The following is a 23,464-nucleotide window of genomic DNA, read 5'->3' as shown; positions in this document are numbered from 1 at the left end:
CTCAATAACCCGGTTCAAGCCATAAAAAAAGGCCCCCGGAGGAGCCTGTGTTTCGCGCATGGGAGCTTTCGCCGGGTGGCTACGCCACCCTGCCCATGCGCGGTCCTACCACGAGAATGTTCGCGATCTTGTTCATGATCAAACTCGTATCGCCTCGCACACCCCGCGTCAACGGATTAATTGCGAGAAAATCCGGCTCAAACCCTCCAATTGCAAGAAGCCGCAACTCCCCATTAACCCGGGGATGCGATGGTGGCCGGGATGGATAATGGACAGACCACAGACAACGACATGACATCACCGGCTCCTGACGAGGAGGACGGCCGCGCGCGCCGTGGCACCTACCCGCCCGGAAGCCGGCTCATGGGCCGCGTGGTCGGCTGCTCCGGTTCCAAGGCGACGGTCAGCGCGATCGCAGGCAAGGACGGCAACGGCCTGGCCGAACTCTGGTCGGTGGGGCGGCTGATCTCGATCAGCGTCGGCACCAACCGTGTGGTGGCGCTTGTCTGCTCGATGGAGACCGCATCGACCGCATGGTCGGAATCCGATGAAAACGTCATGCACATCGAAGTCGAGCTGGTTGGCGAGATCCATACCGGCATTACCGGCAAACCGGAATTCAGCGCCGGCATCACGCATTATCCCTATCTCGGGGCGGTGGCGCACCGGATGCGCTCCGCGGATCTTGCAGTCATCTACGATCCGGGTGTCAGCGACACTGCAGTCATCGGCAAGCTGACGCAGGACACCTCTCTGGGCGCACTCATTCATATTCCGTCGCTGTTGTCGCGGCACTTCGCCGTTGTCGGCACCACTGGCGTCGGCAAGACCACGGCGGTGACGTTGCTGCTCAACAAGGCGCTGATCGCCGATCCTTCGCTCAGGGTTCTCATTCTCGATCCGCACAACGAGTTCGCGGCGGCGTTTCCGAGCAAGTCCGTGGTGATCGACACCGATACGCTTGACCTGCCGTTCTGGCTGTTCAAACTCGAGGAATTCACCGAGGTCCTGTTCCGCGGCCGTCCGGCCATCGCCGAGGAAATCGACGTCCTGCGCGATCTGATCCCGGAAGCCAAACGGATGTTCAAGGGGACCACCGACACGACGCTGATCCGCCGAGGGCCGGAAAAATCATCGCTGACAGCCGACACGCCGGTTCCCTACCGGGTCGCAGACCTGCTGGCGCTGATCGACGAGCGCATCGGCAAGCTCGAAGGCCGGGCCGAAAAGCCGCATCTGCGTTCGCTCAAGGTGCGGATCCAGGCCGCGATCAACGATCCGCGCTACGAGTTCATGTTCTCCTCGAACACGATCCACGACACCATCCTGACCACCATCAGCCACATCTTCCGCATTCCCGGGGAAGGCAAGCCGGTGACCACCTTCCAGCTGGCGGGCATCCCGTCCGAAGTGGTCAATTCGGTGGCCTCGATCCTGTGCCGGATGGCCTTCGAGATCGCGCTGTGGAGTGCGGGCGGCGTGCGCATTCTCGTGGTCTGCGAAGAGGCGCACCGCTACGTTCCCGCCGATCCGAAACTCGGTTTCTTTCCGACGCGCCAGGCCATCTCCCGGATCGCCAAGGAAGGCCGCAAATACGGCGTCAGCCTCGGCGTGATCACCCAGCGTCCGGGCGAACTCGATCCGACCATCCTGTCGCAGTGTTCCACCGTGTTTGCCATGCGGCTCTCCAACGACCGTGACCAGGACATCATCCGTTCGGCCATTCCGGACTCGTCCGCCTCTACCATGAGCTTCCTGTCATCGATCGGCAACGGCGAAGCGATTGCCTTCGGCGAGGCTGTTGCCGTTCCAATGCGAATGGTGTTCGAGCGGGTGCCCGAAGAAGTGCTGCCGCGGGCGAATTCCGGGTTGCAGCCGGTGCATCGCGGCGATCCGAACACGGTCGACCTGGGCAAGATCGTCATGCGCATGCGTCATATCGATGAATCCGCGAAGACCTATGCGCCCGCACCCGATCCGCACAGGCCGCAGCCCTCATCGATCAAGCCGCAGATGCCTTCGATCGATCCTGCAGATGAATTCGGCGACGCGCCGGCGATGCGCCGGAGCACCGATCTGGGGCATGCCGATCATTCGCAGGCAGGAGTACCAGCCGCCGCACCACCGCCGCAGAGATTTGGTGGCGAAACCGGCACGGCTTCAGGCGACTACAGGCCCGCGCCGCCGGCAACGCCGCGCCACGAACTCAACTCGATTCGCTCGACTTTGCTGAAAAAGCCGCTGTCCTCGCTGCTCAAGGACTGACACCGAACGACCGGCCCTCATGGTCAAAATGGCCCGCGCTTGCCTTAATTTATGAAAATGCCGGACTCTCCGTCGTCTGGCCGATGGACTAGGGCGTTGTTTCTGCTCGTGGCGGCTTTCAGGCGGCGCAGACGCGGTTGCGGCCCTTGCGCTTGGCCTCGTAGAGCTGCTTGTCGGCGCGGCGATAGAGTTCCTCACCGCTTTCCACGCCATCCCAGATCGCAAGCCCGGCGCTGACGGTGACCCTCAGCGTGACATTGCCATCGATGATCCTGAGATCTGAAACCGCCTGGCGAATCCGGTCGGACAGGTTGAACAATTGCCGTTCGTTGATGTTAGGGGACAGGATGGCAAATTCCTCTCCACCGAGCCGGGCGAGAACATCGTGATACCGGGTGAAGACCTGCAGGCAATCCGCCACCTGACGCAAGACCTCGTCGCCGACATCGTGGCCATGGGTGTCATTGACCTTCTTGAAGTGATCGAGATCGAGAATGACCATGCCGATCGGCTTGTCGATCTGCCCGAAAGCCTGAAGATATTCGGCAAGCGCCTCGTCAAAATAGCGGCGGTTGTACATTCCGGTCAGGCCGTCGGTGACGGCGGCATGCTCCAGGGACTGCGAGCGGACCGAGAGAGATTCGGTCATGCGCTGCAAGGTGCCGCGCTCGCGCAGGCTTCGGGTCATGATCGGGAAAACCAGCAGAGAGCCGCAGACCACAGCCAACGCGCTGAGCACCGCGCCCATGAAGGCGAAGTTCGCTGCCGTTTCGACGCCGCCAACCACAATCCCGCCGGTCGCAGCGGAAAAGGCCGCCCACGAGAAAAAACCGCCGATCCCGATCAGCAGCATCAGCAAAAACAGAAACAGCTCAGCCTTGTGAAAACGCATTGTCCCAACTGAAATCAAACATCGTGGATGGAAGACTAATGCCAACCCCTTATGTTTGACTTAACAATTCAGTTCAGATCGCAAGATGACAAGCATAGTCGGCAGGTCACTATCCTGTTCTTTGCCATTCATCGCCCATTTGGTTTCGAAACCAGGTCATCTGCCGCTTTGCGTATTGCCGGGTGGCGGCGGTTGAAAGTTCAACCGCACGTTCAAGCGATGTGTGACCGGCAAGGTAATCTGCGAGCTGACGCACACCTATGGCCTTCATCGCCGGATGCAGCGGCGGGACCTCGAGCGCAAGCAGTGCCCTGACCTCGTCGAGCGCCCCCTCCTCGACCATGCGTGCGAAACGGGCATTGATGCGCGCGTGCAGCACAGGTCTTTCGGGGTCGAGCACGATGCATCGGGCGCTTCGTGGATCGACTATGCTTGCGCCGCCGCGCCCCTGGAACTCGGTGATCGAGCGGCCGCTGGCGCGAACCACTTCCAGCGCGCGCAGAATGCGCTGGCGGTCTGCCGGACGCAGCCGTTCGGCCATCCGTGGATCGAGCCGGGCAAGTTCGCGATGCAGCGCCTCGACGCCTTCCGTCTCCAGCCGGGCGCGCAATTCTTGGCGGATTGGCTCGGGAATGGCCGGCATGTCGGACAGACCGCCGGTGAGCGCGCGGAAGTAAAGTCCGGTACCGCCAACGACCACCGGCACCGCGCCGCGCGCCCTGATGCCGGCGATGGCCTCGGTTGCCTGATCGAGCCAGATGCCCGTGGAGTAAAGCGATCCCGGCGGCACGTGGCCGTAAAGATGGTGCGGAACCGTGTTGAGATCATCCACCGCAGGCCGCGCGGTCAGGCGATCGAGCACGCCATAGACCTGCATGGAATCGGCGTTGACGATCTCGCCCCCCAGCTCGCGCGCGATCGCGAGCGCCAGGGCGGACTTGCCGCTGGCGGTCGGCCCGGCTATCAGAACCGCCGAGACATTCCCGTTCTTCTGCTCCTGGAGTATTTCCATCATGGCTCTCGTTGCCACGCTTGTCGCCAATCCGTCAAACCCTGTTCTCACGCAAGCGCTCGGGGAAGCCGCCGTCACTTCGGTGGACGGCGCCGGTCTCTACTGGCTTGCCGATGGCGTGGCCTGCGACATCGCGCTCAAGAACGATGTTTCCGCGGAGACTGCGCTGGCCAGGATCAGGGACGTGATCGGTGACCAGCCGGTGGACGTGGCCGTGCAGTTTGCCGAGACCAGACGCAAGAAGCTGCTGATCGCGGACATGGATTCGACCATGATCGGCCAGGAATGCATCGATGAACTGGCAGCCGAGGTCGGCTTGAAGGACAAGGTCTCGAAAATCACCGCGCGGGCGATGAACGGAGAAATCGCCTTCGAGCCGGCGCTGAGGGAGCGGGTGGCGCTGCTCAAGGGCCTGCCGGTCGACGTGATTGCCAGGGTGATCGACAGCCGCATCACGCTGACGCCCGGGGGACGCGAGCTGGTCAGCACGATGCGGGCAAACCGCGCCTATACCGCGCTTGTGTCCGGCGGCTTCACCGCGTTCACATCGGTCGTCGGCGGGATGATCGGCTTTGATGAAAACCGCGCAAATGTGCTTGAAAGCGACAACGGCGTCCTCAGCGGAACGGTACGCGAACCGATCCTCGGCAAGCAGGCCAAGGTCGATGCGCTCGAGGAGATCGCCGGCCGGCTCAATCTCGATCCGTCCGACGCGATTGCCGTGGGCGACGGCGCAAATGATCTGGGCATGCTCGAGCGGGCGGGATCGGGCGTCGCGCTGCATGCCAAGCCTTCGGTGGCGGCGCAGGCCGATATCCGCATCGATCACGGCGACCTGACCGCGCTGCTCTACCTGCAGGGCTACCGGCGGGCCGATTTCGTCACCTCATGATGCCGCTCAGGACCGAGCGGCTGATCCTGCGGAACTGGCGGGAGAGCGACCGCGAGCTGTTTCACCTGATCAATTCCGACGACCGGGTGATGGAGTTCTTCCCGATGCGCCGCGGCCGTGCGGACTCGGACCAGATGATGGATCAGCTTGCGGACGGGATCACGAGGAACGGCTTCGGCCTGGCGGCGATCGAGATTGCCTCGACGGGAGAGACCGCCGGCTTCGCGGGGCTGAACGCGACACGAAACGTGCCGGGCGTAGCGGACGGAACCGTGGAAATCGGCTGGCGGATGGCGCCGCAGTTCTGGGGCAAGGGCATTGCCAGCGAAGCCGCGCGGGCCTGGCGCGATTTCGGCTTCGACAAGCTCGGCCTTGAACGGATCATCAGTTTCGCGGTGGCCGGCAATCATCGCTCGACAGCGGTGATGCGGCGCATCGGCATGACGGCGAGGCCGGAGCTCGATTTCGACCATCCCAACGTCCCGCAAAGTCATCCGCAGCTGATCCGGCATGTCTATTACAAGATGCTGCCGGACGATCCCCGCAGCTAGAGCCAATCATCTTTAGCTGGCGGCGGTTTGGTGGACAGGGTTTTTCGTGCCTACCAGGAAAAACCGCAAGCGCGATGAAGTGCGCCGGGCGAGGATTTTGACGAAGCTGGCGCCGCGTCGCCTGCCGCTCCCGGCCAGATCACGAAATCCCTGGGTCAAAACGATTCCATCTAAAGATGACCGGCTCCAAGCCCCCTGCCCTTGCAGCCCTAGAGCTACAGCAAGCGGACAGGCCCGCTGGCCAAGATCACGGGAGCATGCAGTCTCGGCTGTCGGTCTCAACCGGCCTTGGAGACCGTTGTGAGCCGGGCAACGTTCTTGAGATGGGCCACGGCGGTTGCCCCACCGGTGGTCTTGGTGAGGAGGTCCAGCGTTTCGTCATCATGATCGTCGACGGGTGTCAGGGCCTGGTCCATGTAGCGCTTCGCGTCATCCCGCCGTGAAATCCGGTGGGCAACGACCGAAAGGTGGACAATCCTGCCGATGATGAGGGCGTTCTTGCGCAGGCTCTGCCAGATGAACCGCGGCCAGAAGACAAACGGGTTTTCCCGCGGCAGACCCGGGCGGCGTTCTGAGGGATGCATCAGCCGCAGGATCCCGGTCTGCAGCGGATGGATATTTTCAAGCGGCACGGCGGTCGCGAATGTGACCAGGAGCTTGACCAGGCTGTGCAACGGAACCCCGGTCGCCACAGCCCGGCGCAGAAGTGTGCGCATGTGCTCAGGCGTGTAGTAGAGTGACCAGGCCTCGCGATAGATGCCTTCCCATTCCGCCTTGCTCATGTTCGGGTGCGCCATGCAGATGTGTTCCACGTCATAAATGTTCAGGTCGGGATCCATCTCGGCGCCCGCCTTCCACAAGACCTGGTGATCTTCCGACCCGGGCAAGGGCGTCAGGCAGAAGAACTCGACGATGTCGAGCGGCAACTCGTTCTGGATGATGGCGATGTCGCGCCGGATCGTCTCAGGGGTGTCGGCGGGAAAACCCAGGATGTATCCGGCAATCGTGATGATGCCCTGCGCCTTCCAGGCGAGTAGCATGTGGCGGTATTCGGTGATCTTGTTCTGGCGCTTCTTGGCGGCTGCCAGATTGTCCGGATTGACATTTTCGAGCCCGATGAAGACCCGCGTCACCCCGGCCCGCTTTGCCTTCTCGATGAAGTTATCGATCTTGTGGCACAGCGTGTCGACCTGGATCATCAGGCCAAGCGGGATGCCGTCATTCTCCCTGAGCTCGATGAGGCGATCGAAAATCGCCTCCCAGTCGCGGTTGCGGGCGAAGTTGTCGTCGGTGATGAAGAACTTGTGGATGCCCTGCGCCCAGTTCATGCGCACCAGTTTCTCGACGTCATCGGCCGAGCGGAAGCGTGACTTGCGACCCTGGACATTGATGATCGTGCAGAAGGAGCACTGGTAGGGGCAGCCTCTTCCGGCATCGAAGCTGGTGCTCAGACCCAGAGTATGCTGGACATTGTCCTTGGGCAGGAAGGGCACAGGGGTGCCGCCGATATTGGGAAGATCATTGAGGAAATTGTAGACCGGCTCGAGTGTGCCGGCGGCCGCATCGCGCAGCACAACGTCGAGGCGACCTTCAGCCTCGCCGGCGAACATGGAGACGCCCATTTCCCGGCACTGGTCCAGTCCCACGGCCTTGCCGTCGAGCATGGACAGACAGCCCGAGACATGAAACCCGCCCATGGACACAGGCAGTCCGGCTTCGCGGAACGGCCGTGCCAGATCAAGGGCGCGAGGATACTGATTGGACTGGACGCCGACAAGGGCGACGAGCCCGAAATTGCCGTTGCGCTCGAACCGCTTCAGGAGTCCGGCTATGTCGATACGAGTGTTGACCTCATCAATCGCCACGATGTCGATGCCAACCCCGGGGCCAAGCACTTCCCGCTCGGCGCAATCGACAGCGATGCCGTAGACGGCGGCCAGGGAGTTCGACGGGATCATCGACCTCCACCAGCGGATAACATATCCGTCATCGTCGTAGTGGGACGGCTTGATGAGAACGAGTTGAAACCGTCTGCCTTCAGCGTCGCCCGATTCTGCCATTACAGTCTCCGCTCCAAACGCATTGTCCAGGTCCCGGTCCGGCACAACAGGCCACAGGGACCAAACTTGAACCTGCCGCATGCAATCATCAATCCGGACCGGACACAAATCAATTCGGTGAACCGCTTGATCCGCCGGCCGGGATCAGGAGAGCGGGATTGACCCTCCGGGACAGTGGATCTGGCATGGAAAGTCGCTTGGACCGGATTGGCCGCCTGAAGGCATCAGCCGGCCACACGAACAACTCGAAACAGGTTTCGCACGAAGGACCGGTCACAAAAAAGGCGGCTCACCGGCCGCCTTTTCTTCCATGCCCAAATCCGGCTGGATCAATCCATGCGAACGGTCACGAAACGCAGTTCGCCGGTCCGTCCTGCGAGCATCAGCAGCGCGTTGCGGCGGCCGTCCTGCCTCAGTGCGGCAATCCGCTCTTCCACGTCCTGCGGCGTCGCCACCACCTCCTGGGCGATCTCGACAATCACGTCACCGGGTTCAATCCGCTTCTCCGCAGCCGCCGAATCCGGATCCACGGCGGTGATGACCACGCCTTCGACATCGTCGGCGATGGCAAACTCCTGACGGCCTTCGTCATCGAGTTCAGCCAGCGTCATGCCCAGCACATCGACGGTGGTGACCGCATCGGGCAGGCCGGACCCGTCCTCGCCGCCATCATCGAGACCTGCCTGCTGTTCGCTGTCCTCGAGCCGGCCGAGCGTGACCTTGACGGTTTGCTCCTCGCCCTTGCGAATGACAACGACATCGACGGCCTTGCCGACCGGACTTTCTGCGACGACCCGGGGCAAATCCCGCATGTTGTCGACATCCTTGCCGTCAAACCGGATGATTACATCGCCCGGCTCGATGGACCCGTCGTCGACCGGGCCACCACGGATGACGCCGGCGACCAGCGCGCCCTTGGTTTCAGCCATGCCGAGGCTTTCGGCGATCTCGTCGGTAACCGGCTGAATGCGCACGCCGAGCCAGCCGCGGCGGGTTTCGCCGAACTCGCGCAACTGGTCGATGACGTTGACCGCGAGTTCCGTCGGCACGGCAAAACCGATGCCGATCGAGCCGCCCGAGGGAGAGATGATCGCCGTGTTGATGCCGATCACCTCGCCATACATGTTGAACAGCGGACCACCGGAATTGCCGCGGTTGATGGCGGCGTCGGTCTGGATGAAATTGTCGTAAGGGCCGGAATTGATGTCGCGTCCGCGCGCCGAAATGATGCCCACGGTCACGGTGCCGCCGAGCCCGAAGGGATTGCCGATGGCCATCACCCAGTCGCCGATGCGCATCTGTTCGGATTTTCCGAGCGGCACCTCGGTCAGCGGCTTGACCGGCTCGACCTTGAGCACCGCCAGATCGGTCTTGGAATCGGCACCGACCAGTTCGGCCTTGAGCTTCGATCCATCAGCGAAGTTGACCTCGATGTCGTCGGCGCCTTCGATGACGTGATTGTTGGTGACGATGATGCCTTGCTCGGCATCAATGACAAAACCCGAGCCGAGGGATGAAACCTTGCGGTTGCGTGGTCCCTGCCCCTGCCGGTCGTTGAAGAATTCATCAAAGAAATCCTGGAAGGGCGAGCCTTCCGGTGCCCGCATCCGCGGCTGCGTGCGCCCGCCGCCAACATTCTGCGAGGTGGAAATGTTGACCACGGCGTCGAGCAGTCCCTCGGCCAGGTCGGCAACCGACACAGGCCCGGGCGCCGATTGCGAATAGGCCGGCGCCACCATCGGGGATGCCACCAGCATAGCCGCTGCCAATGCCATTCGCACAGAGCGAAAACGAATTCTTCTCATTGAGACGGTCTCCTTGAACGACACTGTTTCTTCGCCACCGGATAAGCAGATATGGCACTGACGCGGCACATCCAGCCCTGTGTTCGTTTTAGCACGATCCGGCGTATCAAAGGTGCCTCGCCAGATAGACCAGACCGACGCCGATCGCCAGCGCCGCCACGCCAAAAATGCGCAGGTGCTCATCGGCGAGACGGGGAAGCTGCTCGGCCATGCGCCGGATAAAAGAAGGGGCCAGCGCATAGGCCAGCCCCTCCACTACAAGCACAAGTCCGACCGCCAGGAAGAACGTGCTCACCGGCGATCTCCGTCCATCAGTTGCCCGTATCAGCCGCAGGTGCTGCCGGTGCCTGTGCCGCAGCCGGGGTCGCCGGCACTGCAGCGCCGGAACCCGCGGCACTGTTGTTGAAGTACCTGAAGAACTCCGACGAGGGCGACAACACCATGGTGGTGCCGGTATCGGCCAAGGCCTGGCTGTAGGCGTTCATCGAACGGTAGAACTCGAAGAATTCCGGATCGCGTGCGAATGCCTCGGCAAAGATGCGGTTGCGTTCGCCGTCGCCCTCACCCCGGATGATTTCCGAGTCACGGGCTGCCTCGGAGACGATCTCGACGACCTGACGGTCGGCAATAGCGCGAATGCGCTGCGCTGCCTCGTTGCCTCGTGCACGGATCAGTTCAGCCTCGGCCAGACGCTCGGCCTTCATCCGTTCGTAGGTCTGCTGCGAGACTTCCTGAGTGAGGTCGGTCCGACGGATGCGCACATCATCAATGCGCAGTCCGAGCGATTCGGCTTCCGGACGCAACTGATCACGCACTTCACGCATCATCGATGTGCGTTCTTCCGACAAGGCCGATTCAAAGCCGCGCAGACCGTAAACCGTACGAAGGGCGGAGTTCAGGCGGGTACGAAGCCGGGATTCGGCTGCCACCTGATCGCCGGAGACGGTCTGGCGAAACCTTCTCGCATCGGCGATCTTGTAAAGCACGAATGCGTCGACTTCGTAGAACTTGCCGCCGGAAACCTGTACCCGGATATCATCCAGGTCAAAGCGAAGCACGCGGTCCTCGACATACTGCACGGTATCGGCATCGATGAACGCGAAAGGCAGCTTGAAATAGAGGCCAGGCTCTGTCTTGACGCTCTGGATTTCACCGAAGCGGACGACGATTGCCTGCTCGCGTTCGTTGACCACAAAGATCGACGACCAGACGATGAAGATGATGACGGCCAGCAGGCCGCCGATAAGGGGAAGACGGTTAGCCATTAGTTTGTGCCTCCTGCATTCTTGCGGACTTCCGGCAAGGGCAGATAGGGCACGACGCCTGCGCCGCCTCCGCTCTGTTCGATGATGACCTTGTCAGATCCGCCGAGAACCCGCTCGAGTGTTTCGAGGTAAAGGCGCGACCGGGTAACTTCCGGCGCCTTGGCATATTCCTCGTAGACCGAAATGAAACGGCCCGCCTCACCGGTCGCCTCATTGACGACACGGTCCTTGTAGGCGGAGGCTTCTTCGCGAAGCTGGGCGCCCTCACCGCGGGCCTGACCGAGCTTCTGGTTGGCATACTGGTTGGCTTCTTCGACGAAGCGATCCTCGTCCTGTTCGGCGCGCTGCACCTCGTCAAAGGCGTCGGCCACTTCCCGCGGCGGCGCTGCGTCCTCGATGGCAACCTGGTTGATGGCAATGCCGGACGGGAAAGCGTCCATCCCGCTCTGGATGATGGTTCGCACTTCCGTGGCGATGGCCTCACGGTTGTCGCGGAAAATATCCTGGGCCGGTCTGCGGCCAACCACTTCGCGCATGGCGCTTTCGGCTATCTGGCGCAAAGTATCTTCCGGTCGGGCGATATTGAACAGAAACGCCGCCGGATCCTGGACCGAATAGAGCAGCTTGAACTCGACATCGACGATGTTCTGGTCACCGGACAGCATCAGGCCGTCGCTCGAACCGGTGCGGGACGATCCGCCGGTGCTCATTTCACGTTCGACGATGGTTGCCAGTTCGACGGTTTCGAACGGCCAGAAGATCATGTGCAGGCCAGGCAGGGAGATCTCTTCCTTGGGCTTGCCGAAGCGCAGCTCGACGCCGCGCTCATCGGGCTGGACCGTGTAGACGGACTGCATCAGCCAGAGGCCGACCAGACCAAGTGCAACAAGGCCAACAATCAGTTTCGAGCTTCCGGAACCGGATCCGCCACCGCCCGGGAAGGCCTGGCGCAACTTGTCCTGTCCGCGGCGGATCAACTCCTCAAGATCGGGCGGATTGCCACCGCCACGTGGCGGCTGGGGGCCCTTGCCCCACGGTCCCTGATTGTTGCCACCACCATTACCGCCGCCGCCCCATGGGCCGCCGCCTCCTCCGTTTTGATTGCTCCAGGGCATCAAGACCTCTTTCCAAACCGTGTTATGGCACGCGCCGGAAACTTTCCGGTGCTTGCACGTTGTCCACGTTATAGGTATCGCGCCCGCGGCTTTCAACGCGGCATCGTGTGATCAGATGCCGATTGCCACATAATCCGGTCGAATTATCGGTTTTGTCGCAGCCAGACGGCAAAACGGACAGTATGGCTGTCTTTTTCGGTCTTTACCGGATCGGACAGACTGACCTTTTGCCACAGGCTCGAATCAATGGCGGGGAAGATCGTGTCCCCCTCGATCTCGGCGTCGACCTCGGTGAGCAGGAGTTCGTCGGCAAGAGAGATGGCGAGGGCATAGATCTGGCCGCCGCCGATGACGGATACCCGGTCGGCGCCGGTCTCGCCTGCGCGGTCCCTTGCCAGTTCAAGCGCGTCGTCGAGGCTTGTGACCGTTTCCACCCCTTCGGCAGAAAACCCAGACCGCGAAACCACGATGTTGGCGCGGCCCGGCAGCGGCCGGCCGATGGAAAGATAGGTCTTGCGGCCCATGATCACCGGCGTACCAAGCGTTGCCGCCTTGAAATGCTTGAGATCGGATGGCAGCCGCCAGGGCATGTCGCCGTCGCGGCCGATCACGCCGTTGCGGGCATGGGCTGCGACGAGGACGATTTTAGGGCTATTCATCGGCATTTCCGGCATCTTTATTCTCGGTATCATTGTCTCCGGGCAGATATTTGAACCACTTCCGCTCGGCGGCCTTCTCCACGTCGACATCGAAACGTTCGGCGATCAGGAGAATTTGGGCCAGGCAGTCTGCGAGTTCATCCTCAAGCTGTTGCCGGATCTGGGCGTCGGTGTCACCCTTCTGGCGACCGCGTCCGGTCAAGCGGAGCCACGCCTGCAGCAGTTCGCCGGTCTCTTCCTGCATCTTGAGAAAATACCAGTCGTCGTCGCGGCGGACATCGCAGTTCTTTGCGTAGATCCGTGAAACCGCTTCCACCTTCTGCTGAATTTCGTGCAATTCCACGGTCACACCGCGATCGGCGCTGAAATCGCCGGGTGCGGGTCGTAGCCCTCGAGGCTGAAATCCTCGTAGGTGAAGGCGAACAGGTCGGTGACATCCGGGTTGATCCGCATCACCGGCAAAGCCTTCGGCTCGCGCGAAAGCTGCAGATGCGCCTGATCGAAGTGGTTCTTGTAAATGTGGGCATCGCCGAGCGTGTGGACAAAATCGCCCGGCTTGAGGCCGGTCACCTGCGCCACCATCATGGTCAGAAGCGCATAGGAGGCGATGTTGAAGGGCACGCCGAGGAAGATGTCGGCGGAGCGCTGGTAGAGCTGGCAGGAGAGCTTGCCATCGGCGACATAGAACTGGAACAGGCAATGGCACGGTGGCAGCGCCATGTTGTCGACCTCAGCCGGGTTCCATGCCGACACGATGTGACGTCGCGAGGACGGATTGGTCTCGATCTGGCGGACGACACCCGCGATCTGATCGATGGTTGTGCCGTCGGGCGCGGGCCAGGAGCGCCATTGCGCGCCGTAGACCGGACCGAGGTCGCCGTTCTCATCGGCCCACTCGTCCCAGATCGAAACGCCGTTGGCCTTGAGATAGGCGATATTGGTGTCGCCCTTGAGGAACCACAGCAACTCGTGGATGATCGACTTGAGATGCAGCTTCTTGGTGGTCAGCGCCGGGAAGCCCGCCGCCAGATCGAAGCGCATCTGGTGGCCAAAGATGCTGCGCGTGCCGGTCCCGGTGCGGTCGTCGCGGTCAAAACCCTGGTCGAGAACCAGACGGAGAAGGTCGTGATATTGCTGCATGGCCGCCGCTTGATGATTCGAGGAAGTGCGATCCTAGCTGGTTTGGGCGCGGGCTTAAACGCTGCGGGCGGGTTATCCCCGTAACCGGGTTGCTCAGCTTGTCAGATTGAATCCGGCAACTCGCACAAAAGCTTGTTTTAGGATTTCCATTACCCTGCGCTAATACGGTTTCCGGTTTTCAAGGTCAGGCCCGGTCCAGCACCTCGACGGCCAGGATCGTCGGCAGGTGCCGGGCGATCTCGTCCCAGCTGTCGCCCTCGTCGAGGCTGGCGAAGACCGAGCCCGAGTTGGTGCCGAAATAGATCCCGGCCGGGTCCCGCGCATCGCCTGCCATGGCCTGGCGCAACACGGTAAAAAAGCAGCTTTGCTGCGGCAGGCCCTGACGCAGATCCTGCCAGCTTGCCCCGCCATCGCGCGAACGCCAGACCGCCGCCGCCGCATCGGGCGGATAGCGGCCCTGGCTGTCGCCGTTGAGCGGCAGGGTCCAGATGGTGTCGGGGTCGCGCGGATGCACCCGGATGGGAAACCCGAATGTCGAAGGCAGCCCTTCGGTGATGTCATCCCAGTTGCGCCCCCCGTCGACCGAGCGCCACACACCGTGATGGTTCTGCTGGTACAGCAGGTCGCCGGCTCCCGGCGCACGCATCATGTTGTGCACGCAATGGCCGATCTCGCCGTCACGCGGCGCGGCTGGATGATCGTGATGGCCGCAATTGTCTGAATTGGAAAGGCGGTTGCGCCGCTCCCAGGTGACGCCGCCATCCTCGGTGGCGAACACGCCGGCGGCGGAGATGCCGATCCAGAGCTTTTTCGGATCCGCCGGATCGGCGACGATGGTGTGCAGCACCAGGCCTGCGGCGCCGGGGTTCCAGCTGCCGGCGGAGGGATGATTGCTCAGACCCTCGACCTTTTCCCACGATATCCCGCCATCGGTGCTCGCCAGCAGGCTGGCGGGCTTGGTTCCGGCATAGAGCGTGCCGTGGGCATGGCCCAGCGACCAGATCTGCGAGAACGTGTCGGTGAACGGCAAGACCTCGCCGTTCCAGCCGATCATGGCCGCGAAGTCCGGGTCGTTCTCGGCCCAGTCATCCATCGTGCCGCGCGTCAACCGCGCAAGCTCCCAGGTGCCGCCGCCATCGAGAGAGCGCCAGACGCCGGCCCCGTGCCAGTCGCCGCCGCCCGCGGCCCAGAGCGCTCCCGTCGCCGGATCACCAACGATGTGGTTGATCGGCCAGCCTTCGCAGAACGGTCCGCTGACGGTCCAGCCTGCACGGCTGTCTCCGCCTGAAATCAGGAAGGCACCCTTTGTGGTGCCGACCAGAATGGTGATGCCGCCGGTAGCCATCACGATCACCCTCCTCCAACCCGGAGAGGACAATACCACCGGCCCTGCCCGGTGCCTAGCAAGGGACAGAGCGATATCCGCTGCCGCTCATGTATGGCTTGGAGGACAGTGGTTCAGGCCATGCACGATGGGTGCCTGCTCATCCGCTGTCGGGATATACAAATCCCGCCATGGCCGGACTGACCATGGCGGGATTTTGCAGATCTGGCGGCTCGGGATCAGAGATCGCCGAGTTTGCCGAGTTCCTTGGCGACCAGATAGTAGAAGGTCACGCGCGCCTTGGAGTTGTCGCCCTTCATCATTTCGCAGACCTTGGCGACTGCATCATCTGCGGCAGCCCCGCTGACGCCGAGCTTCTTGCCACACCATTTTTCAGAAACGCGCGCAAGCTCCGACGGATCCGAACAAGCAACCATCGAAGAATCGCGGCTTCTCAGTGCAATTCCGAGATGCTTGACAATCTTGCCGATGATTTCATCGGATGCACCGGCGTCATATTTCTTCACATCGGCTGCGTAGTCAGTCATGGATATTCCCCTTGGACTGGAAGCCGCCCCTCCCGGAACCGCCCTCCGTTAGCAATTCAACATCTGCATGTTTGGCGCGGAAGCAGAAGCTGTCAATAGTCCGTTGCGGTGATTAACCCCTTTTCATCGGGGGGGAGGCCCCCTATATTGGGAGTGCTGCGCAAGCAGCTATGACAATAAACGAGCGTTGCAATAAACCATTCGGACCCGGGGGCGGTACCCGGCGCCTCCACCATGATCCGGCGACACGCCGCAAAGGCCTTACGGCCGGATGATGATGGGGGCGAAACAGGATCGACGAGGGTGTAAAGAGCGACTTTTTGTTCGGCATTGTACCACCGTTATCGGGCTAAACTTGTAGTTGCAAACGACAACTATGCGGAAGCTCGTCTCGCTGCCTAATGGCGGTGTGACACTTCAAATTAAGTCCTAGGGGGTCGCACTTCTAGGCGGGGTTCGGAGGTACCTGGCAACAGAAACCTCCACTTTCCCTCCTGCGCAGACCGGGCGCATCCAACAGCCCCTTCCGCATGCAGCCGGGAACGCCGCAGGTTCCGGACCGCCGGATGCGCTGTGTAGTGAATGTTTGCGGATACAATCCGGCTTTCTCCCGCAACACAGCTTTCAAGCAAACCGGCTTTCCGCTAAGAAAGATAAATGAATCAGCGGCAGCAAACCGCCCTGATCAATGCGAATTGGCTCCCCAACCGAGCCCAGACAGGAAAGAACGCGCTGATGCCGCAAGACCACATTCGATACGACATTCTTGCCCAGGACGCGCTGCGTGGCGTGATCCGCAAGGTGCTGTCCGAAGTGGCAGTGACCGGCTACCTGCCGGGCGACCATCATTTTTTCATCACTTTCCTCACCGAAGCCCCGGGCGTGCGGATTTCGACCGCGCTCAAGGAGCGCTACCCGGAGCAGATGACCATCGTGGTGCAGCACCAGTTCTGGGACCTGAAAGTGACGGAATCGCTGTTCGAGATCGGCCTGTCCTTTTCCGACAAACCCGAGAAGTTGGTGGTGCCGTTTGCCGCCATCCGCGGGTTTTACGATCCGTCGGTCAATTTCGAACTGGAGTTCGACACCGTTCTCGATGTGGCAGCCAATGATGGCGGCGACGACGAGGATGACGACCGCGCGGAACTGGCAGGCACCATCGAACGGCTTGTCGAGCCCTCGGCCAAGGACGATGCAGCCGCCGCGGACAATGGCGATGATGACGACACCGATCCCGACGGGTCGAAGAAGCCTGGCGCGGATGTGGTCTCGCTCGATTCCTTCCGCAAGAAGAACTGACGAGAGCAGTGCTGTGAGCGGCGACGTCGTCAATCTGCGCATGGCCCGCAAGCGGCGCGACCGCACCGCCAGGGAGGCCGAGGCCGAACGCAACCGGTTTGAGCACGGTCGTTCCAAGGCTGAACGCACGCTGGCGCGGGCCCGCAACGAAAAGGCTGACCGCGAACTCGATGCCTCACGCCGCGAACCGGACACATCGGCACCCGAGCCCGACAAGGGAACCTCCTAGGGCATGGCCGAAGGCCGTATGCGCAAACATTCGGTGAGCATTCGCGGCCACCGCACCAGCATCACACTCGAAGACGCGTTCATGGATGCGCTCAGGCAGATGGCCGATGAGCGCAACATCGCGGTCGCAGCCCTGATTGCCGAGATCGACAGCGCGCAAGTCACACCGGTCAACCTGTCATCGGCCATCCGGCTCGCCGTGCTCGACTGGGCGCTCAAGCGCCGGGATGAGACCATTTCGCACGACTGAGGCCGCTGCAACTCGCGCGCCCAGATACGAGGGGCCCGGGCGACCCGCGGTCGCGTCGTTGGAGAGATACCGCAACCAGCAGAAACAACCCGGACGCCGGCAAGCAAAGTCCGGCGGAGCCGGTTAATTTCCGTCGATCAGGCTGCGGATGGGGTCCTCGACACCGGGCAGATCGTCAAATCGCAACCGTGGCAGATCCCGGGCTTGCGGATCGTCGGCGATGGCCGAGGGCGGATCGGCCGGTGAATTGGGCGGGCTCTCGAGCGGGCTCGGCAACGGCCGGCGCTCAATCGCGCCTTGCTCATCCGCAAGGCCTTCCTGCCGCGCGGCCTCCTCTGCAGCCCGCTGGGCCGCTTGCCGTTCCTGCTGAAGACGCCGCGCCTTTTCCTCGGCCTGCCGTTCTTGTTCTTCCGCCGCAAGCCGCGCGGCTTCCTCCGCGGCGCGTTGGGCCGCGGCCTGCTGCTCCCGGTCGCGCTGAGCCTGTTCTTCGGCCTCACGGGCGGCCTGTTCAGCGGCCCGTTGCGCCTCCTGCTCCGCGGCGATCCGGGCAGCCTCCTCTGCGGCCAACCGTGCGGCTTCGGCGGCCTCGCGCTGAGCCGCGCGTTCGTTCAGAAGCGCGATCTCGCGGCGCAGCCGCTGCTTCTCGACAACCCCAGCCTGCAGCAGTTCGACCTTGCGGCGCTCGCGCTCGAAGGCCCGCATCGAAAGATAGTTTGTCAGCTGGCCGGCATCGATCGATACGGCCGGATCAACCAGCAGGCCACCAAGCGTGAACACCACCGAAGGGTCGCCACCGGCAATAGCCTCGACACCCGGCTCGAATGTCAGCCGCCAGTCCGACTGGAGCCGCAGGCCGACGAGGTCCACCCGGGCGTCGCCGGCCAGTTCCGCCCCTTCATCGCTGAACCCGGTATTGCTGAAGCGCATGACACCGCCGGTCAGGGTGAACGGCAGGCTCAGGTTTTCCGCTGTCATTTCGCCGCCGCTCATCAGCTCGTCTACCAGCTCAGCCACCGCGCCCGTCTCGATCTCGAAGCCCTCGCGATCTGCCCTGCCGAGGATGCGGTCAAAAGCGGTCGGGTCGAGGCCGGCAACGGCCAGGTCCCCGACCGAAAGCTCGCCGCCGCCGGCAAGCGAAGACACGAGTTCGCGCAGGGATTTGCCGGTGCCTTCGAGGCTGACGCTGGCGCTGGACGTGCCCGAAAACACGGAAGCGCCGCGCACCGCGCGCTCAAGAGCGGCAAGGTCGGCCCCCCCGGCGTCGATCCGGCCCGACAGGAACACCGAGCCATCTGCATTGCTCAGCGAGACACGGCCACCCAGACGGCCGCCAAACCAGTCGGCCTCCACGTTTTCAAGCGCCATCAGGCCGAGGCCGGTGGAAAGGTCGGCCTTGACGTTACGGGCCACGCCACCGCGGGAGAGATCGATCTGCCCGGCCTCGAGCGCGATCCGCAACTGCGGCTGGCCGGGGGCCGGCGGAAGGAATGGCTGATCGCTCCAGGTCGCACCGTCATTGCCGAAGAGTTGCGGCCCGAGCGCCAGTTCGGCCAGCCATTCGAGATTTGCGAAATCAACACGCAACCGGCCTTCGCCGGAGATATCGGCCGCTGACCGGTCGAACTCAAGCCGGCCTGCAAAGGCATTTTCTTCGGCCCTTCCCGCGATCTCCGAGAGCAGCAGCATGTCATCGTTCATGGCCAGGCTTGCCGTCATCGACACGGGCAGTCCGGCTCCGGCCTGGGGCAGCGAGTGGCCGAACATCATCACGAACGGCTCGACATCGTCCGCGGTCACGGCCAGTTTGAAAAGACCTGACGAGGGTTCCACCGCCGGGATGCGTGCATTGCCGTCGAGCGTCACTTGCGCGCCGGCTGCGGTCAGTTGGGCGTCTATCACCAGGTCGCCGTCATCGGCGCCGCCGGAGGCGTTGAGCTGCAGTGCCGCTGGCCCCACGCCCTCGAGCGGCAGGACCGCATAACCGAGCTGCTCGATAATCCGGTAGGCTTCGGAGTTCTCCGCTGTGATGGTAATGGTTTTGGGGCCGTCTCCGCCCGGCGCAAGGCCAGTGCCCGACGCGGTGACCCGGTAGCTGCTGCCACCGGTGACACCGCTGAGATTAAGCGCAGGGCCGGCATCGGGATCAAGCGTCAGCCTCACATCCGCGCTCAACTGATCGAAGGCGGTGCCGTTTGCTCCAAGACGGCGGATTAGCTGATGGCCGCCGCTGATGCGCTCGGCAAGAACGAACAGCCCGGCAGCGTTCGCGGCTTCAAGCCGCCCGGTGATCTCGCCGGCCGGCGCTGCAAAAGACCCGGTCACGGTGCCGCTGAATTCTCCCGAAGCGCCGCCGAAATCATCGAACTGCAGCCGCTCGACGGTCAGTTCGCCATTGCGCCAGACCATGGAGCTGTCCAGGCCTGCGAGGCGATAATCGCCGATAGCGAAGGTGTCGGCCTGAATACGGCCCGCCAAATTGTACTCATCAAGCGGGCGGACCGCGTTGCTCTCGGCGCCGGCGAGCAGCACAAGCGCCCGCACCGCATCGGCGTCGAACGTGTCGCCCGCCAGTTCGACGGAGAGCGAAGGTGCACCGGTCTGAGGCGTCTGGCGTTCGAGCCTTCCCTTGAGAATGGCCGGACCGACCGCAACCTCCAGGGCCTCGAAGCGCTGCAGCAACGGAGACAGGCTGACATTGGCGGAGAACCCCGCAGCGCCGAGGCGACGGATCACCGGATCGACATCGCCGACCAGCCAGTTGGCAAGGCCCGAGGGCTGGGTCGAGGCGACCGTCAGGGTCCCGTCGAAACCGGCACCGGTTCCGGAGACCAGGCGGCCGCGCGCTTCCACCGTTGTGCGGCCGGGAAGATTGGCGGAAAAGCTGTCGACCAGCCAGGCATTGCCATCGGGCCGGGCATCGAGCGTGATTTGCCGCAAGGTGGTATCCCCGGCAACGATCGCAGGCAGATTGAGCGAGATGCGTCCGGGCAGCGGTGGCGGCGGCAGCCGGTCGATCATCGCGTTGACGAGGGCAAGCCGCTGGCCCAGCGGCACTGCTGCGACCGTCTCATCGGCGGGGGCTTCATCGCCCGACAAGCGGTCCATGTCGATCTGCTGCCCGTCGGCAATCAGCAGGAATTCGGGATTTGGCCCGGTGTCGATGGTGGCCTGTCCGGTGACGATATAGGGATCTGCCGAAAATCCGATCTCGGCCCGCCATTCCTCGATGGCGAGGCGCTCGTTGGTCGCGGCGAAATCGCCCTTGGCGACCAGCAGCGGTTTCGCCGAGACAACACCACCCTCGCCCGGATCCGACAGGGCGGTGAACGTGAACAGGCCGTCATAGACCGGCTTGTTGTCCTCGATCCGCGCCTCGCCCTCGGTTTCAAGCAGCACCGGCCAGTCGTCGGGCACCGCCCTCACCCGCATCCGGATCGAGCCGTCGGACTGGGCAATCCCGGTGGTGATCGACACCCCGCCGCGATGGCCGGCGATCTCGCCCTCGGCTTCAACTGTCCAGGGGCCTGAGAGTGACTTCGCCGAGACCAGCGCGTCGATGTCGCGCAGACGGTGGGTGCGGCCGTTCTGGTCGTCGGCAATGGTGATGTCGGCGTCGCTGATGGTGACCCGTTCGAGCACCACCAGATCACCCGGCGGCGTCGGCTTGCGCTTGAGCGCCCAGTCGAGCCTGCCATCCTCAAGAACCCGGACAAGTGCCTTCGGAGCCTCCACCCGCATGTCGAAGATCAGCACCTCGCCGCTCAGGAACGGCGCCAGTTCCGCATCCATGGAGAACCGGCTGATGGTCATGGCCGGCTCGGCCTCTTCGCCAACAACCACATCCGAGAACGTGACCGAAGGAAACGGCAGCAGCCGCGCATCCGCGTCGCCGCGCACCTTGACCGGCTGGCCGATGATCCGGCTTGCCTCGGCCTCGAACGCTGTCCGGTAGCTGCTCCAGTCGATGAAATAGGGCGCAATCAGTGCCGTAAACAGCGCCAGAACAAGCAATCCGCCAATGGCAACAAAGATCCGTACCAGCTTTCAATCCTCCCTTGCGGTCAGCACGACCGCGCCTGTTGGTTTCAGCTCTCGAACGAAAAAATCTTGCCCGGGTTCATGATGTTCATGGGGTCGAGCGCCTGCTTGATCTGCCGCATCACCGATACCCCCTCCCCCATTTCCAGGGAGAGATAGGGCTGCTTGCCCTGACCTATACCATGTTCACCGGTGCAGGTTCCATCCATCGCCAGGGCACGCGCATTGAGCCGCCCGACGAAGTCCTCAGCGGCCTTGATCTCGGCGGGAACATCGGTGTCGAGCAGGATGAGAACATGAAAGTTTCCATCTCCGGCGTGACCGACAATCGGCGCGATCAATCCGGCGGCGGCGATGTCTTCCTGGGTTGCGGCGACACATTCGGCGAGCCTGGAGATCGGTACGCAGACATCGGTCGAGATGCCCTTGGCACCGGGCCTGAGCTGCAACGAGGCCCAGTAGGCATTGTGGCGCGCCTTCCACAGTTCGGTGCGCTGCTCGGGATTGGTGGTCCAGAGGAATTCGCCGCCACCGCATTCCGCGGCGATCTCGCCGAACAGCTCCGCCTGTTCGGCAACGCCGGCCTCGGTGCCGTGGAACTCGAGGAACAACGACGGGCTCTCGGGATTGTCGAGCTTCGAGTAGGCGTTGCAGGCCTTCATCTGCAGCGCATCGAGGAGTTCGATGCGGGCCACCGGAATGCCCATCTGGATGGTCATGATGACCGCGTTGCAGGCGGCCTCGACGGTCGGGAACGGACAAACCCCGCCGGAGATCGCCTGCGGGATGCCCTGCAGACGCAGCGTGACCGAGGTGATCACGCCAAGCGTGCCTTCGGAACCGACGAACAGGCGGGTCAGATCATAGCCGGCGGAGGACTTGCGGGCGCGGCGGGCAGTCCGGATCTCCTCGCCAGACGCGGTCACGGCGGTCACGGCGATGACATTGTCGCGCATGGTTCCATAGCGCACCGCATTGGTGCCCGATGCACGCGTCGAGGTCATACCGCCTATCGAGGCATTGGCGCCCGGATCGATGGGGAAAAACAGACCGGTGTCACGCAAATACGTATTGAGCTGCTCGCGGGTCACACCCGGCTCGACCGTGCAGTCGAGATCCTCGGCATTGACCTCAAGCACCCTGTTCATGCGCGACATGTCGATGGAAATGCCGCCGTTGGGCGCGTTGACCTGACCTTCCAGCGAAGTGCCGGTGCCAAAGGGAATCACCGGCACGCGATGATCGGCGCAGGCCCGGACGATAAGCTTGACCTCCTCGGCGTTGCCGGGGAACACCACCGCATCGGGCAATTGGCCGGGAATATAGGTGGTGGTGTGGGCGTGCTGGGCGCGCAACGCCTCACCGGTCTGCAATTGCTCGCCGAAACGCTGACGCAGCACGCCGATGACCGCCTGGATGCCTTCCTCGTTGCGAAGGCCGGGTTGGAGGTCGCTCAGACCCATGTGGTTTTCTCCGGTCAATGGTGTTTACGCTTTATCTGCCAAATGCTTGCTGCTTCGGCGTGATGAGGTAATGTGCAAACTGAGGCGCTCTTGTCCAGTGTGGGCGGCGCTGAGGGTGAAGATTAGTGGCCGCTGGCAGACATTGGTAAGGGAGAAGCCATGATTTTTGATGCTCCGGTGATCGCGCCAGTGCGCGGACTGGATCCGGCCTGGCTCGATTACAACGGTCACCTGAACATGGCTTACTACAATGTGCTGTTCGACAAGGGCGTCGATCATGTCTTTGAGCTGCTTGGTTGTGGACCTGGCTACCTCGCCGAGCGGAACCTCAGCTTTTTTACAGCCGAAGCCCATGTCTGCTACGTCCGCGAACTCAAGCCCGACGCCAGGGTCAGCGTGAATACACGGCTCATGGATTTTGACGCCAAGCGGATCCACCTGTTCCAGGAACTGATGCATGTGGACGGCTGGCTGTCTGCAACCTGCGAGGCGATGCTGCTGCATATCGACATGAGCGGCCCCAGGACAACGCCGATGCCCGATGACGTCGTCGCCAATGTCGGCCGCATGGCTGAAGCGCACAGGCGCCTGCCCCGGCCCGAACGCGCCGGACGGTCCGTCGGGATCGCGCGCAAACCGGCCCACCAGACAGGATGAG

The 23,464-nt window shown here is 62.7% G+C and carries 21 protein-coding genes and 1 other RNA gene; 8 read left to right on the top strand and 14 right to left on the bottom strand.

Features of this window, described 5'->3' with window-relative positions; all coding sequences use genetic code 11:
- Nucleotides 1-291 precede the first annotated feature (291 nt).
- A complete protein-coding gene (locus tag GTW23_RS16740; RefSeq protein WP_252916621.1) occupies nucleotides 292-2,265 on the top strand; it encodes an ATP-binding protein in 1,974 nt (657 codons plus the stop codon).
- A 118-nt stretch (nucleotides 2,266-2,383) separates the two neighbouring features.
- On the opposite strand, the gene GTW23_RS16735 is transcribed toward GTW23_RS16740, so the two are convergent.
- Complete coding sequence (locus GTW23_RS16735; RefSeq protein WP_152009414.1) at nucleotides 2,384-3,157, bottom strand: GGDEF domain-containing protein; 774 nt, start codon at nucleotides 3,155-3,157, stop codon at nucleotides 2,384-2,386.
- Nucleotides 3,158-3,266: 109 nt separating this feature from the next.
- Nucleotides 3,267-4,172 carry a tRNA (adenosine(37)-N6)-dimethylallyltransferase MiaA gene (gene miaA, locus GTW23_RS16730; protein ID WP_252916620.1) on the bottom strand — a complete coding sequence of 302 codons (906 nt, stop codon included), beginning with the start codon at nucleotides 4,170-4,172 and terminating at the stop codon, nucleotides 3,267-3,269.
- On the opposite strand from miaA, the gene serB reads away from it, so the two are divergent.
- Together serB and GTW23_RS16720 are read left to right on the top strand one after the other, a co-directional pair.
- A complete protein-coding gene (serB, locus tag GTW23_RS16725; protein ID WP_252916619.1) occupies nucleotides 4,171-5,061 on the top strand; it encodes a phosphoserine phosphatase SerB in 891 nt (296 codons plus the stop codon). The two genes, miaA and serB, sit on opposite strands and share 2 nt — an antisense overlap.
- Nucleotides 5,058-5,612 (top strand): GNAT family N-acetyltransferase, encoded by a 555-nt coding sequence (locus GTW23_RS16720; RefSeq protein WP_252916618.1) that lies wholly within the window; start codon nucleotides 5,058-5,060, stop codon nucleotides 5,610-5,612. The genes serB and GTW23_RS16720 overlap by 4 nt, the downstream gene beginning before the upstream one ends.
- Before the next feature lie 278 nt (nucleotides 5,613-5,890).
- Here the strand turns inward: GTW23_RS16720 and GTW23_RS16715 are convergent, their stop codons facing one another.
- The 10 genes from GTW23_RS16715 to GTW23_RS16670 all read right to left on the bottom strand — a co-directional run bounded on the left by GTW23_RS16715 (nucleotide 5,891) and on the right by GTW23_RS16670 (nucleotide 15,528).
- A complete protein-coding gene (locus tag GTW23_RS16715; protein WP_252916617.1) occupies nucleotides 5,891-7,672 on the bottom strand; it encodes a B12-binding domain-containing radical SAM protein in 1,782 nt (593 codons plus the stop codon).
- Between the two features lie 329 nt (nucleotides 7,673-8,001).
- A complete protein-coding gene (locus GTW23_RS16710) occupies nucleotides 8,002-9,477 on the bottom strand; it encodes a DegQ family serine endoprotease (protein ID WP_244615194.1) in 1,476 nt (491 codons plus the stop codon).
- Between the two features lie 106 nt (nucleotides 9,478-9,583).
- The gene (locus GTW23_RS16705; RefSeq protein WP_152009419.1) at nucleotides 9,584-9,772 is read right to left on the bottom strand and encodes a DUF2065 domain-containing protein; all 189 of its coding nucleotides are present in this window, start codon (nucleotides 9,770-9,772) and stop codon (nucleotides 9,584-9,586) included.
- 16 nt (nucleotides 9,773-9,788) lie between these two features.
- Complete coding sequence (hflC, locus tag GTW23_RS16700) at nucleotides 9,789-10,742, bottom strand: protease modulator HflC (RefSeq protein ID WP_152009420.1); 954 nt, start codon at nucleotides 10,740-10,742, stop codon at nucleotides 9,789-9,791.
- On the bottom strand, nucleotides 10,742-11,857 hold the full coding sequence (hflK, locus tag GTW23_RS16695; protein ID WP_152009421.1) for an FtsH protease activity modulator HflK: 1,116 nt from the start codon (nucleotides 11,855-11,857) through the stop codon (nucleotides 10,742-10,744). Before hflK ends, hflC begins: the two co-directional genes overlap by 1 nt.
- Nucleotides 11,858-12,000: 143 nt before the next feature.
- Nucleotides 12,001-12,516 carry a dihydrofolate reductase gene (locus GTW23_RS16690; RefSeq protein WP_152009422.1) on the bottom strand — a complete coding sequence of 172 codons (516 nt, stop codon included), beginning with the start codon at nucleotides 12,514-12,516 and terminating at the stop codon, nucleotides 12,001-12,003.
- Nucleotides 12,509-12,859 carry a MazG nucleotide pyrophosphohydrolase domain-containing protein gene (locus tag GTW23_RS16685; protein WP_244615195.1) on the bottom strand — a complete coding sequence of 117 codons (351 nt, stop codon included), beginning with the start codon at nucleotides 12,857-12,859 and terminating at the stop codon, nucleotides 12,509-12,511. Before GTW23_RS16685 ends, GTW23_RS16690 begins: the two co-directional genes overlap by 8 nt.
- A gap of 2 nt (nucleotides 12,860-12,861) precedes the next feature.
- On the bottom strand, nucleotides 12,862-13,656 hold the full coding sequence (locus GTW23_RS16680; protein WP_252916616.1) for a thymidylate synthase: 795 nt from the start codon (nucleotides 13,654-13,656) through the stop codon (nucleotides 12,862-12,864).
- A 184-nt stretch (nucleotides 13,657-13,840) separates the two neighbouring features.
- Nucleotides 13,841-15,001: a WD40/YVTN/BNR-like repeat-containing protein gene (locus tag GTW23_RS16675; protein ID WP_252916974.1), complete on the bottom strand. Its 1,161-nt coding sequence runs from the start codon at nucleotides 14,999-15,001 to the stop codon at nucleotides 13,841-13,843.
- A gap of 218 nt (nucleotides 15,002-15,219) precedes the next feature.
- Entirely contained in the window at nucleotides 15,220-15,528 is a 309-nt protein-coding gene (locus GTW23_RS16670) for a DUF2853 family protein (RefSeq protein ID WP_152009425.1), read from the bottom strand.
- A gap of 116 nt (nucleotides 15,529-15,644) precedes the next feature.
- Between GTW23_RS16670 and ssrA the strand changes: the two genes are divergently transcribed.
- The 4 genes from ssrA (at nucleotide 15,645) to GTW23_RS16650 (ending at nucleotide 17,305) form a co-directional block, all read left to right on the top strand.
- Nucleotides 15,645-16,015: a transfer-messenger RNA gene (gene ssrA / locus GTW23_RS16665) on the top strand.
- A gap of 248 nt (nucleotides 16,016-16,263) precedes the next feature.
- Nucleotides 16,264-16,827 (top strand): SspB family protein, encoded by a 564-nt coding sequence (locus tag GTW23_RS16660; protein WP_252916615.1) that lies wholly within the window; start codon nucleotides 16,264-16,266, stop codon nucleotides 16,825-16,827.
- A gap of 13 nt (nucleotides 16,828-16,840) precedes the next feature.
- Nucleotides 16,841-17,056, top strand: coding sequence for a DUF4169 family protein (locus GTW23_RS16655; RefSeq protein ID WP_252916614.1), 216 nt, complete (start codon nucleotides 16,841-16,843; stop codon nucleotides 17,054-17,056).
- Nucleotides 17,057-17,059: 3 nt separating this feature from the next.
- Nucleotides 17,060-17,305 (top strand): ribbon-helix-helix domain-containing protein, encoded by a 246-nt coding sequence (locus tag GTW23_RS16650; RefSeq protein ID WP_252916613.1) that lies wholly within the window; start codon nucleotides 17,060-17,062, stop codon nucleotides 17,303-17,305.
- A gap of 123 nt (nucleotides 17,306-17,428) precedes the next feature.
- On the opposite strand, the gene GTW23_RS16645 is transcribed toward GTW23_RS16650, so the two are convergent.
- Together GTW23_RS16645 and GTW23_RS16640 are read right to left on the bottom strand one after the other, a co-directional pair.
- Entirely contained in the window at nucleotides 17,429-21,325 is a 3,897-nt protein-coding gene (locus GTW23_RS16645) for an AsmA family protein (protein ID WP_486651771.1), read from the bottom strand.
- A gap of 65 nt (nucleotides 21,326-21,390) precedes the next feature.
- Nucleotides 21,391-22,806 carry an FAD-binding oxidoreductase gene (locus tag GTW23_RS16640; protein ID WP_252916611.1) on the bottom strand — a complete coding sequence of 472 codons (1,416 nt, stop codon included), beginning with the start codon at nucleotides 22,804-22,806 and terminating at the stop codon, nucleotides 21,391-21,393.
- 159 nt (nucleotides 22,807-22,965) lie between these two features.
- Between GTW23_RS16640 and GTW23_RS16635 the strand changes: the two genes are divergently transcribed.
- Nucleotides 22,966-23,463 carry a thioesterase family protein gene (locus tag GTW23_RS16635; RefSeq protein WP_252916610.1) on the top strand — a complete coding sequence of 166 codons (498 nt, stop codon included), beginning with the start codon at nucleotides 22,966-22,968 and terminating at the stop codon, nucleotides 23,461-23,463.
- Nucleotide 23,464 lies beyond the last annotated feature (1 nt).

Origin of the sequence: Parahoeflea alexandrii (assembly GCF_024105735.1) — a bacterium.
GTDB lineage: Bacteria > Pseudomonadota > Alphaproteobacteria > Rhizobiales > Rhizobiaceae > Hoeflea > Hoeflea alexandrii.
Note: the sequence above shows the minus strand (reverse complement) of the source record. Positions and strands in the feature narration are given on the sequence as shown.